General features: G+C 52.2%; 10 protein-coding genes and 1 pseudogene. 3 read left to right on the forward strand and 8 right to left on the reverse strand.

Annotated features, from left to right (window positions below):
• Nucleotides 1–27: 27 nt before the first annotated feature.
• The gene (locus tag ACT3TF_RS05960; protein ID WP_192526916.1) at nt 28–1,164 is read left to right on the forward strand and encodes a hypothetical protein; all 1,137 of its coding nucleotides are present in this window, start codon (nt 28–30) and stop codon (nt 1,162–1,164) included.
• A 103-nt stretch (nt 1,165–1,267) separates the two neighbouring features.
• On the opposite strand, the gene ACT3TF_RS05965 is transcribed toward ACT3TF_RS05960, so the two are convergent.
• The 3 genes and pseudogenes from ACT3TF_RS05965 to ACT3TF_RS05975 form a co-directional block, all read right to left on the reverse strand.
• Nucleotides 1,268–1,555 carry a hypothetical protein gene (locus ACT3TF_RS05965; protein ID WP_096277124.1) on the reverse strand — a complete coding sequence of 96 codons (288 nt, stop codon included), beginning with the start codon at nt 1,553–1,555 and terminating at the stop codon, nt 1,268–1,270.
• A 112-nt stretch (nt 1,556–1,667) separates the two neighbouring features.
• Nucleotides 1,668–3,452, reverse strand: coding sequence for a hypothetical protein (locus ACT3TF_RS05970; RefSeq protein ID WP_096277126.1), 1,785 nt, complete (start codon nt 3,450–3,452; stop codon nt 1,668–1,670).
• Between the two features lie 87 nt (nt 3,453–3,539).
• Nucleotides 3,540–4,388 (reverse strand): annotated as a pseudogene (locus ACT3TF_RS05975) (YifB family Mg chelatase-like AAA ATPase); the annotation flags it as partial.
• Nucleotides 4,389–4,585: 197 nt separating this feature from the next.
• On the opposite strand from ACT3TF_RS05975, the gene ACT3TF_RS05980 reads away from it, so the two are divergent.
• Entirely contained in the window at nt 4,586–6,649 is a 2,064-nt protein-coding gene (locus ACT3TF_RS05980; protein ID WP_444671774.1) for a TonB-dependent siderophore receptor, read from the forward strand.
• Nucleotides 6,650–6,666: 17 nt separating this feature from the next.
• On the opposite strand, the gene ACT3TF_RS05985 is transcribed toward ACT3TF_RS05980, so the two are convergent.
• The 5 genes from ACT3TF_RS05985 to ACT3TF_RS06005 all read right to left on the reverse strand — a co-directional run bounded on the left by ACT3TF_RS05985 (nt 6,667) and on the right by ACT3TF_RS06005 (nt 13,508).
• The gene (locus ACT3TF_RS05985; RefSeq protein WP_444671775.1) at nt 6,667–7,542 is read right to left on the reverse strand and encodes an ABC transporter substrate-binding protein; all 876 of its coding nucleotides are present in this window, start codon (nt 7,540–7,542) and stop codon (nt 6,667–6,669) included.
• A gap of 129 nt (nt 7,543–7,671) precedes the next feature.
• Nucleotides 7,672–9,792, reverse strand: a complete 2,121-nt coding sequence (locus ACT3TF_RS05990) for a TonB-dependent siderophore receptor (RefSeq protein ID WP_444671776.1) — start codon at nt 9,790–9,792, stop codon at nt 7,672–7,674.
• Between the two features lie 172 nt (nt 9,793–9,964).
• The gene (locus ACT3TF_RS05995) at nt 9,965–10,879 is read right to left on the reverse strand and encodes a helix-turn-helix transcriptional regulator (protein ID WP_441685513.1); all 915 of its coding nucleotides are present in this window, start codon (nt 10,877–10,879) and stop codon (nt 9,965–9,967) included.
• Between the two features lie 32 nt (nt 10,880–10,911).
• The gene (locus ACT3TF_RS06000) at nt 10,912–13,029 is read right to left on the reverse strand and encodes a TonB-dependent receptor (RefSeq protein ID WP_444671777.1); all 2,118 of its coding nucleotides are present in this window, start codon (nt 13,027–13,029) and stop codon (nt 10,912–10,914) included.
• A gap of 161 nt (nt 13,030–13,190) precedes the next feature.
• Nucleotides 13,191–13,508: an accessory factor UbiK family protein gene (locus ACT3TF_RS06005; protein ID WP_441685509.1), complete on the reverse strand. Its 318-nt coding sequence runs from the start codon at nt 13,506–13,508 to the stop codon at nt 13,191–13,193.
• Nucleotides 13,509–13,854: 346 nt separating this feature from the next.
• Here ACT3TF_RS06005 and ACT3TF_RS06010 point away from each other — a divergent pair, with 346 nt between their 5' ends.
• Nucleotides 13,855–14,193, forward strand: a complete 339-nt coding sequence (locus ACT3TF_RS06010) for a P-II family nitrogen regulator (RefSeq protein ID WP_096277138.1) — start codon at nt 13,855–13,857, stop codon at nt 14,191–14,193.
• Nucleotides 14,194–14,203: the final 10 nt, after the last annotated feature.

A 14,203-nucleotide genomic window follows, 5' to 3' on the forward strand; every position in this document is an offset into this window, starting at 1 on the left:
TCACTTTAACAATATGAAAAGAAGCCTATGTTGATAGTAACCTCTCCCAGTGCGCTGCTAATTAATGGTGACCCCGATCCCTCTATTGCACAGGTTTTGATAGAAGCAGCTCAAAATAATCATAAGGTTGGGATTGTCTCAAATAACGCCAAACCGGGTTGGTTTGATGAGTTATTTGCCGAAACCGGTGTAATATTTAAGCAAGAGCTAGGACGGCAAAATGGAGGGATTATTAAAAGAACTGCCGAAAAGCTAAAAATCGCGCCGCAAGATGTCTTAGTGCTAGTTGGATCGCAAGCTGACATTGCCATGGGTAAGAATGGTAAAGCGGTTATGGTTGCAGCCGGTTGGTCAAATGACCCAAGAGTGTCTGAGCTCGGTATTCAAGTGGATTGTGCACGTTCTCTTAAGGAAACCCTTCGATTAACTTCGGAGTGGGATGGCAAGTGGTGGTTCAATGGCCAAGGCGCTTCGTATTCTGTACATGCTCTTTCAGATCTATCTACTTTCGGAAAAGACTTTGATCAAAAACAATTTCGCGCGCATCTAACTAGTACTATAAAACAAGGGGGGCCTCGATTGAATGCCTTACTTGCAATGGTTGCGAGATCTCTGCTAACTCAGGGTGTTGACTCGTTTCCAAAGCTTTTTTGGGGAGTGTTTCCTTCGTCAGCTAGCGATAACAGTGATAGCGAGGTACTCAGCGATTTTACGCATCGCTTAAGGACAACTGTATCAAAAGTTCGTATGGCGAGAAAGGGAGAGCCCTTGTTTGTGCGTCATAAACCATCAACTAAGCGGTCGTCAGCTGGTTCAAGAACAGATCGACTTGATCCCACCGAACAGATAGAAACTATTCATTTAAACCCTAAATATCGCGGTAACCTCACCGGGCGTAATGTCATAGTGGTAGATGACTGTACTACTCATGGGGTGTCTTTCGGTGTAGCCGCCGCACTTTTGCGTAAAGCAGGCGCTAATTCTGTCACATGCATTGCACTGGGTAAGTTTGGTAGATCTCTGAGGGACTATCAGATTGATATTACCTCAGATCCATTCCAACCACTCAATCTAGCGAAAAACGCTGTTATAAAAGATAATCCTTTTTTTGTGGGGCACGAAAATAATGCTGCACAAGAAGCGCTTAAGGGCTTGTTGGGCTAGATAGGTCATTAACTTTTTTGTAAAGTAATTATAACCTTACTGTGACCTGCCACTTGAAGGTTTAAATCTAGGCAGGTCACTTACTCTTATCGAAACAAGGAAGTTACCCGCTGACCGGCGTAACTCGTGTTGCTTGTCTCGAAGCAATCATGTTCGCGGGACGCTGAATTTCACTCAGCGTAGCGTCGTCTAAAAGCCCTTCTTCGCGTACAAGATCTAGTACTCCTCGCCCGCTCTGTAGTGCCTGTTTGGCGATTCGTGTTGAGTCGATGCATCCCACATAGCTTCGCTGGATATCTGTCTCTTCTGGCACGCAGAGGCTGACCAAATCGTCGCATAGTGAATCTGGCAGGATTGTTTGAAGGTGCAAGAGGGCAATGCTGTTTAGCATGAATTGCGGCTTTCGGAAGGGCTGCTAAAGTAGCCTCTTACAAAAACCGCCCTCTGGATGACGTCTTTCGGTACGTTTCACCTAGCTTATATATTTTAAATTACTTTAGTCTTTATTCGCCTGTGAGCGTTCTTAAAGCTTTGGTGAAGCTTACATGGTTAAGTGGCTTTATAGATGAACTGCTATCTTGCTTTTTATTATATGCGTGTACCCATGTTTTCATATCTAAAACACCCGAAGAAGCTCGAATTTTACTTTCAGCTCCTTTTAAATTTCCACGGAAAAATGCTATGTGGTTTATAACTTTTTTGATAGTCGCTTGATGGTTTTCTTCTGTTATCTCAAGCAGTAACGCACAGTACCCACCCTCATTTTCTCTACATTCAATTTCAAGAAGAAATACTCTACTTCCGCTGTAGTCAAAATGATAAACTAAAACGCTTCTATGTTTTGAAAGTGTTAACGTGGTCCATTTGTCCCTTCTGTGTTTTTTTTGATACTCGTCTATAACTCTTTTGGGTAATGGCCAAGTCAGAATGTTATCTCTAAACAGACCGCCTTCTTGTGGCTGATAGCAGAAAAGATTACTTATTATTTTTTTATTGCGAAGCAGATTCAACATTTTCTTTAACTGCAAAAACCTATAAGGCATGTTTGTTTGGCCGACCTGTTCCGCAGAAACCTCCTTTGTTTCTGTATTTCCATGCGTCGGTAATCCAGAAGTGCCATACTTGAAAAATTGATTTTCAATAGGCGTTACTTTTCCTGTAAGGTATTTATAACTAACCTCTTTTTCAATTTTTTTTAATTCTGGTTTGTTTTTCCAAGCAACCCCTAAAGAGCTGATTTCATCAAGCCCAGAATTCGCTGCAGGATCTTCTTTAGAAGAAATCGCTAAATCATCATTTGGGCTGCTGTTGTTCTGACTGCCATTTGGCCAAGGCTTATCTTTATCTGAATCTATAGTGTCTTTGCCTGTCTCGCCACTATTGTCGCGACCATGGTGGATTGTCAAGTTACTAAAAGGCCACGTTGCTGAGATTATCTCCAAGCAAAGATATTTGTTAGGTTCTGATTGTATTTGAACTGCACGTACAGAAAATTTAAAATTGTTAACTAGAAAAGGAATGCCTGCATATATATAAGACTCACCAGTAGCCCTTAAGGCATTAGCATAAATAGCATTAGCTGCTTGAATGCCATGTTCAGAAATAGTGAGATTCGCTGCATTATCAGCAAACTTATCCTTAATTCTCTTTCTTAAAATTACCAACCATTCGTCATCGGAAATTGTTCCAGTTTTTTGTATATTAACAATTCTTTCCCTAGTTGTTGCCCATGGCCCCGTTGTTAATGCTAGTGCGAACTCAGAAGAGGGTGCCATGAGGGCCCTAAAAACTTCGTGGCAAGGGATTATATAGGTACTTTGTGCTTGCTGAATTACAACGCAGTAGCTGTTAGAAAAGTCTTTTCCAAGATTGTATTCTGACTGCCCTATCCAACGGTATGGGAATTCATCTTTCCACCAACTTGGCCTTTCAGGCATGATATCGTTTGCTTTAACAATTCTAGAACTGTTATCTGTTAAATCTGCATTAATATTAATAGTTTGAGCATTAGCGCGACCAATTAGGCGCCCATTTTTGTATATGGTACCTAAAACAAGCTCTGGAACTATTCCCGTATGTGCGCGTACCAGGATCTCTTCACTCAGGCTGGCAGGCTTGCAGATTTCTTGTTTGTTTGGGTTCGAGCTTACTGGACAAAGCTTGACGCCAACAGAGGGGGTTGATGTTCGTCCCTCATGCGATTGGTACCCATCTACCCACCGTATCATCCAGTGGCGACCATCGTGAGGAAATTCTTCAAAATTAGTGATTAGATTTCGACTAGCCATGCAAATATTAGCACCTATTTTTTTCTTAAGTGCAGTATGCCAGTCGTGCAGTTTTTTGTTTAGTCGTTTTTATTAATGTAATTCACAACCACCACCGACCAGCGCTGCGGCGCTGGCACTGTGATGAGGCTGACGAAACGGTCTTTTACCCCAATCGGCTTCTAAGGGCAGGCCGCAGACCGAACGCACGGCGGCGACTTCTAAGGCGTCTTCTTCAGAAAGCGGCGGCAAAATGCCCGGTAAGCGGCTGGCCAGCATGGTTTTGCCCGTGCCCGGTGGGCCGGCAAAGAGTAGGTTGTGGCCGCCAGCCGCGGCGATTTCTAACGCGCGTCGCGCCTGCTGCTGGCCGCGCACATCGGCAAGGTCATCCACCGTTGCCGCCTCTTTCACCGAGGCGCTGAGCCTATGCGGTGAAATCTTCTCCTGATCAAGCAGGTGAGCGACGACCTGCCAAAGCGTATCGGCGGGCAGCACCGGTAGATCGCCCGCTAGCGCGGCTTCATCGGCGCAGTCGCGGGGCACAATCAGCGCTTTTTTTGCCCGCCGGGTGGCCAGCGCAAAGGGCAGTATTCCGGGCACCGCGCGCAGCTTGCCGTCTAGGGCCAGCTCGCCGGCACATTCCATGCCTTCTAATGTTTCAACCGGAATCTGCCCCGAGGCGGCGAGAATCCCAAGCGCTATGGGTAGATCAAAACGGCCGCCCTCTTTGGGCAGGTCGGCAGGCGCGAGGTTGAGGGTAATCCGCCGCGTATTGGGAAAATCAAAGCCCGCATTAACTAAGGCGCTGCGCACGCGCTCACGGCTTTCTTTGACGGCGGTTTCTGGAAGGCCTACGAGTGTCAGTCCAGGCAAGCCGTTAGCTAAGTGTACTTCCACATGCACTGCTGGTGCGTCTAAGCCCACGCCTGCGCGCGTGGCCACAATGGCTAGCGTCATCGCCTTTCCTCGCTAATATCTGAACCCTAGGGCTTTCTAAGCAAACTTTACTGTAAGCGTTAAACTACCGTATTTAAAAGGACGTTGATAGCGGGCCGGTCAAGGCGATATGATTAATACAAATAAAAACGATTATCATGATCTTTACTATACTGACTCTGCTGCTTCCTTCTAACCTCATAATGAGTTTGCCGACTATGCCCGCTTTGCCGTTTATCCGCCGTCCTTTGGCGCGCTCGATTGCTGCTGCGTTGATACCCGTCACCGCCATTTTATTATGCTCTACCGCTAGCGCCCAGGATGGCACGGCTAACAATGGCACGATGGTCGTGGTGGGCACGGCGCTGAAAGTAGATGCGCCGTTGGTTGAAACGCCTCGCCCTGTCTCTAGCGTTGACCGCGAAGAGCTAGACGCGCGTAACGTGCAGCAGTTAGACGAAACCTTTCGTTACCGTGCAGGTGTGTTAGCGGGCCATTACGGCAGTGATAACAACACTGACTGGCTTAAGGTGCGTGGCTTTGATCAATCGACGTATCAAGATGGCTTGCGCATCTATCGAGAAGGCTTCTATCAGTGGCTGCCTGAACCGTTTGGCCTGGAACGAGTGGACGTCTTTAAAGGGCCTTCGTCGATTCTATACGGCGAAGCACCTCCCGGCGGGCTGATTAACGCGGTGAGCAAGCGCCCAACGCAAACGCCGCAGGGGCAGGTGAATTTCCAGCTGGGTAATCGTAATCATCGTCAAATTGGTATTGATACCAGCGGGCCGCTGGGGGAGTCTGACAACGTACGTTACCGCATGGTGGGCCTGTATAAGGAGCGCGATGGCGATTTAAATGCGACGGACAACGAGCGTTACTACTTTGCACCGAGCCTAGCAGTGGACGTGAGCGAAGACACTACCGTGACGTTTTTGGCCAGCGTGCAAAAAGACGACGGTGTCCCCGTTAACGGCTTTAAACTGCCTTACGGCACCGTACAAAACACGCCTTTTGGCCGCATTGACCCACAAACTAATTTAAGCGAGCCGGGCTACGATCAGGATAAACGCACCCAGTGGGGGCTAGGCTATGAATTGAGGCATAGCCTTAATGATACCTGGGCGTTTGAGCAAGATTTGCGCTACAGCGAGCTCGACCTAGATCTACGCAGCACCTATGTACTCTCGATGGTCGATGATCGGCGTGCTTCCCGCGGGCACGTTTATCGTGATGGCAACATCGACAGCTGGACGGTCGACAACCGCGTTGTGGGCACCTGGTATACGGACCGCACCGAGAATACTTTGCTACTAGGCGTTGATTATCAAAACCTCGCCTTGAAGGGTCAGGAAGCAGATAACTACGCCTTCGGTGAGCCGATCGATATTTTTAATCCGACGTACGGCAATTTCACGCCCATTGGTCAGGATGATCTGCTCACCCGTGAGATCGACAAAGAGCAAACCGGTTTTTATGCGCAAAACCAGCTGCGCTTAGACGACCGGTGGGTGCTGCTAGGCGGCGTTCGCTATGATCAGGCGGAAACGGAAAATCGCAATGTAACCGCCGATACCACGCAGCGCTCAGATGATGATCAGGTATCGTGGTCGGGTGGTGCGATGTACCTGGGTGAAAATGGCATTAACCCTTACGTCAGCTATACCGAGTCGTTTGACCCGGTAGGCCGCGTCGATAGCAGCGGCGATCTCTACGAGCCGCGCGAAGGCCGGCAGTGGGAAGTGGGTGTGAAGGTCGCACCGTTTAGCTGGGATGGCTATATCACCGCGGCGGTTTTTGATCTCCAAGAAAGCAACACGCTAGTCAACTCGCCGGCAGGTTTTCAGGTGCAGGAAGGCGAGCGTACGTCCCAAGGCTTTGAGCTGGAGGGGGTAGGCTACGTAACGGATGACCTTAAGGTCACCGCTGCGTACACCTATAACGATTCGCGCTTGGAAGATGATCGACGCGCCAGCTTAATTCCACGCCATCAAGCATCCACCTGGCTGGACTATGCGGTGACCGGGGGCGCGCTCGATGGCATAACGCTGGGCGGCGGCGTGCGCTACGTAGGCAGCAGCGTCGATGCGGATAATAGTAGTAGCGATGTGAGCAGCTACACGCTAGTGGATGCCATGGTCGGCTACGAGTTTGCCGATGGCTGGCAGGCACAGATTAACGTCAATAACCTGACCGATAAAGAGTACGTTGCGAGCTGCGAATTCTGGTGCTACTACGGTGAATCACGCAGCGTCATCGGCAGCGTTAGCTACCGCTGGTAAGCCGTTTAACGCGTGAGCTACTGATCGCTGCGATGAGATTCTTCCAACGCGGCGGTCAGTTCTTGTGCAAAGCGCTGTGCAGATGGCAGCGCTCCAAAGCTCCATACCGGCGGCAGGCGCAGCAGGTTAGCGTTTTTGACGTTAGGCAGCTGTTGCCACAGGCCGCTGCTAGCCAGCTCTGCTTCTACCCCCGCGGGTAAGGGATCGATGATCACGATGGTTGCCTCGGGATAGTGCGCCAGCGCTTCAACGCCCACCAGTGAAAATCCCCAGGCGTTGGTCGTTTGCTCCCATGCATTGGGCAGCGCTAGCTGCTCAAGCACGGCGTTGTACAAGCTGCTTTGCCCAAAGACACGCACGTGACGCGCATCCATGAACTGCACCATCAACAGCGGTGCGGTATCCGGCCGTGCCTGGCGTAGCGACGCCATCAGCGTTTGAGTGTCATTGATCAACTGCTCTGCCGCCGCTTCGCGGTCGGTTATTTCGCCCAGCTCGCGGGTCAGCGCCTGCATTTCCTGCCAGATATCTGCGCCGGGTGAATAGAGCGCCAGCGATGTGACCGGTACGACTTTCTCCAAGCGCGGCGCTAAGCTCGCGAACATGGGGGAAATCAGCAGCTGCTCGGGGGGCAGCTGGGACAAAAGCTCCAGATTAGGCTGCGTGCGCAGGCCCATATCGGTAGCACTTTCCGGAATGCGAGGTTTGCCCACCCAGGCGTGGTAGTCAGCCTGCTGGGCGATGCTGCTGACAGGTGCATCGATCGCCAGCAGCGTTTCGGCAATGGTCCAATCTACCGTGGCAACCTGGGCGTGCGCGGTAGAAACGGTCAGCAGATATACGGCGAACAGTCCGCAGCTAGCACATAAAACGAGCAGGGGGGTGTGGCGCATGAGGGAGGAAGGCCATCCAGGAATATAAGCGATATATTTAAACGATAATGTTTATTGTTTGCAAACCTAATTCAGAAACAGCAACGCCCAGGCCTATTGGCCTGGGCGTGTGGTTGTGCATAGCGAGGCTTAGAAACGGTAGTGAACGCTAGCCGTCACACCGCGCTCAGCGCCGAAGTAGCAGTAATCAAGCGAGTTGCACGAGGCGACGTAATCTTTATCCAGCATGTTGCTAATGTTTAAGCGTGTTTCGACGCCCGGAACACCTACGTGGCTTAGGTCGTAACCGATGGTGGCATCGACTAGCGTATAGTCTGGCACCGTTTCAGTATTGGCACGATCGGCGGCGATGTCTGCGTAATGGCGCACGCCAACGCCCATATCGACACCGTTTAGCCAGCCGTCATTGGCTGCATAGTGAGCCCATGCCTGTACTTGATGGCGCGGTGAGTAAATCGCGTTGTTACCCTGGTTGCCGTCGTCGCTTTTAGCGTAGGTGATGTCGGTGAAGCTATAGCCTGCCTGAAGCGAGAGCGTATCGGTGAGCTGCGTTTGTGCCTCCAGTTCAAGCCCTTGGGATTCAATTTCACCCACGGCGCGGTAAGGGTCGCTCGGCTGCTCTTTAGTCGCTACGTTTTCCTGAGTGATATGGAAAATGGCCGCGCTGTACTGGTTGGCGCTACCGTTGGGCTGGTATTTCACCCCGGTTTCCCACTGCTCGCCTTCCATGGGAGAGAGTAAATTGCCGCTTTCATCGACGAAACTGGTCGGGGTAAACGCAGTGGAGTAACTCAAATAAGGGGCCACGCCATTATCGAATAGATAAACGGCGCCGGCACGGCCGCTAAACTGCGTGTCACTGAGTGAACTCGTATCGTCGGTATCGAGGTTGGTGTTATCAATGCTAACCCAGTCGTAGCGCGCGCCCAGCGTGAAGCGCCAGTTATCGACGGCGATTTGATCCTGTAAATAAACCCCGGTTTGTTCGATTTTATGTTGTTCACGAATCGGGTCGTAAAACGCGAGCGGATCGCTACCGTAGATTGGCTCGAACGCATTCAGGGAAGGGAACGCGCCGGATGGCCATGAAACGTCATTTTCACGCTGCTGGTAATCGACCCCGAAGAGCAGTGTGTGATCGACAACACCGCTGCTGAGGCGCGCTTCCAGCTGGTTATCAACCGTCACCGCTTCAAGGGACTCGTTACTGCCGGAGTAATAGCGATTCAATTCGTTGGAGGTCGGTGAGGACCAGCCAAAGCCATAGGCTTGGTTAAGCACGACGTCAGAGTTGAGATAGCGCAACATCTGGCGGCCCGTCACTTGATCGTTGAAGCGGTGTTCTAGCGAGTAGCCGACCATTCGCTGAGTACGCTCGTAGGCATCGTAGTCTGCTTCGCCGTCATAGAAGTTATTGCTGATTTTACGCCCGTTGCGTGGCACCACTGAGCCCTCATAAGGAACGCCAGAGTGGTAGCCGCCTTCGGGTTCGTCCTGAAGGTAGGCTTCGACAGTCAGGCTAGTATCGTCGGTGATGTCCCAGGTTAGCCGAGGCGCAATAGCGTAGCGCTGCTCTTCCGTTGGACCAAATTGAGTATCAGCAGCGCTGGCAATGCCGGTTAAGCGGAATGCTACGCGTTGCTCAGCGCCAATGGGGCCGGTGACATCAAACGCCGCGCTGCGCTGGTTGTTATTACCCACTCTAAAGCGCAGCTCACCGCCTTGTTCAAACTCGGGCCGTTTGCTGTTCAAGGCCACCACGCCGCCGGGTGAGGCGCGCCCGTAGAGTACCGATGCGGGGCCGCGCACCACCTCAATACTTTCCAAAAACCACGGGTCGATGCGCATACTGCTGTGCGAGTTGGCATCGCCCATGACTTTTAGGCCGTCTAAAAACGTATTGCTTAAACTGCCATCAGAAAAGCCGCGTAGCACCAGATAGTCAAAGCGATTGGACGCGCCCACTTGGTTGGAGTATACGCCTGGCGTGTAGTCTGTGGCCCGTTGCACTGTGCTTACCCCGCGATTATCCATTTGCTCACGGGTAATCATGGAAACGCTTTGCGGCGTCTCAATAAACGGCGTTGCTACTTTTGTCGCGGCTTGCTGTGCCGTGATGGTGACCGTGCCCAGCGACGTTGCCTCTTGTGCAATCGCGGGTGTAACGCTGAGTACGGCAAGAACGGCGGCACTTAGCGGAGAGCATAAGAACAGAGAGGCGTGTGGGGAGCGGCGAGGCGCTAAGGGCATGACGGTGTACCTGCAAGGAGAAGCAATTAACTAATATGTTAATGAGAATTATTGCTCTTAATTGCTAGGGAAAGGTATGCGCGATGACAAAGAAGCTATTGGATATGACAAAAAGCGCGGTGCGAAGGAACTTGCTGCGCAAAGATACCCACAGCGCGGGCAGGGAAAACCATTAGCAGCGGCTGATAACCGCCGTGGGGGCGATACCAAACTGCCGCTTGAAGGCGGTCGCAAAGTTGGTTGCGTGGCAATACCCGCAGGCGTGGGCGACCTGTTGAACGCTATAGTCGTTTTCTAATTGACGATAGGCCTCTTGCAGGCGGCAGCGGCGTAAATGATCAAAGATGGTGCAGCCGTATCGGTCGCGAAACTTTTGACGCAGGCTGCTCTGGCTCATGGCCATGCTGCGGGCCAGTGCTTTAAGGGAGTACTCGGCCATCGGATGGTTGCATAGGGTTTCATGCAACTGAGCGAGCCGCTCGTTCTCGCGCGCTTTAAGACCGGGCGTAAGTGAGAAATCAAAGGTAGATGGCGTGGGTAGCCCATAGCCAAGTAGCTGTAATGAAAGGCCATGCCAGAGCAGCGACTGGCGCCAGTCGTCCAGCGGATGTTCGCTTGTGGCAAGTAGCTGTGTAAAGAGCGCCGGTGGCAGTGTCCAGGTGCGCAGTTGTGGCTCATGTGCGCCTGGTAGCGCATAGGGAGCGGTTGCCAGAACGGCAATATTCAGCGTGCGCAGCCGCACCTGAGCGGGCTGTTCGACAATCAGCGGTGCCTGCGGAGTGAAGTGCGCGCACAGCCCTTGGCCGGCACCGATAGTGAGTTGCGTCTGGCCTTGACTGATATTAATACGGCCATCCATAACCACACACATAAACCATGGCACGGACTGAGTTGAGCGCGAGAGATAGCGATGACGAACCTCAAGATCCGACAGTGTGAGGTGTAGAGCAGGAGGCAGCGATAAATCGCTGACGCTGCCGTGTGCGAGCGGGCAGTCAGACGCCTCCCCAGGGTGTAAGTAGTCGATGCCGTATTTATGCCCTAGCTGGCTAAGCGTGGCCGGAGTTAACGATGTAAGCGTTGGCATCGGTGCGATACATCCATAACGTTGCAATATACCTAGTAATCGAGCGACCAGCCCAGTGTAAACGTACGCCCGCGGCCCTGATAATCGTAAAGATATTCCGGTCCGTAATTGGGTGAATAGAACCCAACTGCGCGTTGCCCCCAAGGCGTAGAATACTGCTTATCGGCCAGGTTGCTGATACCCAGGCTAACCGTGCCAAAGTCAGTGTCCTGACTGCCAATCAGATCAAACAGGGTAAAGCCATCAATACGATCGCCATCGGCGTCTTCGTAATCCCGAGCGTGGCTGCCCTGAAGGCGCAGCGTGCGCTGATTATCGCTCCATGCTAAGTGAGTGGTCAGGCTATCCTGAGAGGGATAAGGAGCAACGGTAATGCCGCGATCCTGCCAGCTGCCATCGACTTTTTGCTCGGAGACCAGCGCATGCAGAGTGCCGCCCACTTCCCAATGATCGCCAATAAAGCGTGTCACAGAGGCTTCTAAGCCGTAGTCGCGCCGATCATCGTCGATTTGAGTAACATTGAGGTCGCTATCCAACTTCATGGCGATGTCCGACCAGGCGTAGTAAGCCGCCGCCTGGGTCAGCCAGTCGCCGCCCCTATAGCGCCAACCCAGCTCGACTTGTTGTGCCTTAATGCCCTTAAGCGGGTTGTCTGCGACGGTCTGGCCGGCACGGCCGTAATACTTGGATGGGTCGGGCAGCTCAAAGCCTTCTGAGTAGCCGAGCCAACTTTGGTGGCCGTTGTCAAAGTCGTAGAGTGCGCTGAGGTTGTAAAGCGTCACGTCGTAGTCGCTGGAGCCGCCCGGCACGCTGTTGAAGTTGTCTATCTCCACACCCATTTGCTGGTGGCGGATGCCGCCGCTCAACTGCAGCTGATCCGTTGCCCACCACTCGCTTTGTGCAAACAGTGCGACCGTATCAACTTCAAAGCCTGGGTAGCGTGGCGTAATACTGCCAGTGCGCTGGATGAGGCCGCCGCTGGCATCACTGGCGACGCGGTCAAAACGCATCTGCGAGGCATCAAACGACTCCCGGTCCAGATCCGCGCCGTAGGTCAGGTTTAGTGAGTCGCTGAGGTCGGCCGAAAACAACGCTTTTAAGCCGCTTAAAGTGGTGTTCTGCTGGGAGGCCGCGAAATAGTAGCCACCGCCAGGCGCCGCATACGGGAAGGGGTGAAAGCTAGATTCCTCTTCACGATGGTAGACCTGAAGATAGAAATCTTGGTTAAGCAAGTTGGCATGATGATAGTTGGCACTAAACATCTTGCGATCAGTGCGCGGCTCTCGGTCAGCGCTAAAGCCATCGCGGATATCGGCATTCTCTAGACTGGGCGTTGCGGCAGCCAAATCAGGGAAGTAAAGGCCACGGTCACCCTGCTTGCCTGACTCGTAGAGTTGGCCGCTAAGCATCAGTGTCTGTTCATCGCTCAGCTCAATGCGCAGGTTGCCAAGAATATCTAGGCTGCGGTTGTCTTGCAGGTCACTCTGGGCGATATCGGGAAAAATCTCATCGCCACCGGCATCATACTGGCGGCCATTTTCCACTAGCGATACGCCAATGCGGCCCTGCACTGTTTCATTACCACCGCTAGCCGATTGAGAAAGCCGCCGATCAACGTCATGGCCAGTATTGAATCCGCTGGTCACGCTGGCCTGAGACTCGAAATGAGGACGACCGCTTTCGCCTTGTTTGGTGATGATATTGATCAACCCGCCCGTCGCGCCCCCGCCGTAAAGGCTGCTGGTGCCGGAAAGCACTTCGACACGCTCGATATTAAACGGGTCAATGGCATCGAACTGGCGTGACAAGCCGCGTGAGTTATTCAATGAAACGCCGTCAATCAGCACCTGCACGCTGCGCCCACGCATGTTTTGCCCTGCATTGGTGCGACCCTGGGGACCAAAATCAAGCCCCGGTACCAGCCTGCCCAGCGCCGTTTTAAGGTCGCCGCCAGCATTGATTTGCTGCTGAAGCTCGCGGCTTTCGACAACGTGCACCGCCCCGGGAATCTGGCTGATTTGTGTTGGCGTGCGCGAGCCGACCACCACCATGGTTTCCTGCTCAGTATGTCCAAACGGGGTTTGCGAATAGGCAAGCAGAGGAAAAGCGCTACTCAAAAGGCTAGCGCTTACAACGAGATAGCGTTTCATGAGTTTTCCAGAGAACAGGTTTGTTATTGGCAGTGATCCTAATCATTGACAGTCTAAAACGCAATGATAAATGTTCTCATTGTTTTTGGAAATAACAAGCGTTGCTAGCTTCTCTGCTGCTCTGAGCTACGCGGCGGCGATTTAGGCCGCCGCGAAGTGCATTACTGGTTGTCTGACGGGCCGCTAGAGACAGGCTTGTCGGCCGTCGGTGTGGGTGACGGCGCTGCGGCCTGCTGCGTTTCAATCACGGCTTCCAAGTTTGCCACTTGGCGTTCCAGCGCTTCGACGCGCGTTCGTGTGCGCTGTACGACATCCATCAAAATATCGAAATCTTCGCGTGAGACCAGCTCAAGGCGATCAAACGCGCTGCGAACCACTTGCTGTACGCCTTTTTGAATATCTTCCGGCGCTTGAGATGCGTTCTGTAAGCGGTCGCCAATCTGCTGTGCCAGTCGGCTAATACGGTCTTGAGGCGCCATGGCTCTCTCCTAATGGGTCACACATAAAAGATAATTGCTTACCGGTAAGGATACGCAACAGTGGGCGACTTCGCATGTGCCGCGTGCGTTTACTGTCTTGTGCGTGATTTGCATCTAAATAGGGCGGGCAACGTTTGCTTACGCTCTTTTTTGGTGCGCCAGGGCTGTTACGGTAATGATTTTACGCAAAATCGGCCATTAAAAACCATTTTTTTTATGTTAACTAAATGATTTTAAATTAAAAAAAATCAGCTGGCACAGTATGCGCATTAACGGTTCAGGTGCTTATTCTGGCGGCTGCGCCGCTACTAATCTAGCAGGACTTATCCAGCAGGGGAGATCCGGGATGAAACTCATCACCGCTATCATCAAGCCATTCAAGCTCGACGACGTTCGTGAAGCACTCGCCGATAACGGCGTGCAGGGCATTACCGTTACCGAAGTAAAAGGCTTTGGTCGTCAGAAAGGTCATACCGAACTGTATCGCGGTGCCGAGTATGTGGTCGACTTTCTACCCAAAGTGAAAGTGGAAGTGGCCGTAGACGATGATCGCCTAGAGGGCGTACTGGATGCGATCTGTAACGCTGCTAACAGCGGCAAGATTGGCGACGGCAAAGTCTTTGTGACGCCGCTAGAAGACGTGATCCGTATTCGTACCGGTGAACGCGGCGCAGATGCCGTTTAAACCGCACTCA

Origin of the sequence: Halomonas sp. AOP25-F1-15 (genome assembly GCF_052378675.1) — a bacterium.
Classification (GTDB): Bacteria; Pseudomonadota; Gammaproteobacteria; order Pseudomonadales; family Halomonadaceae; genus Vreelandella; species Vreelandella casei.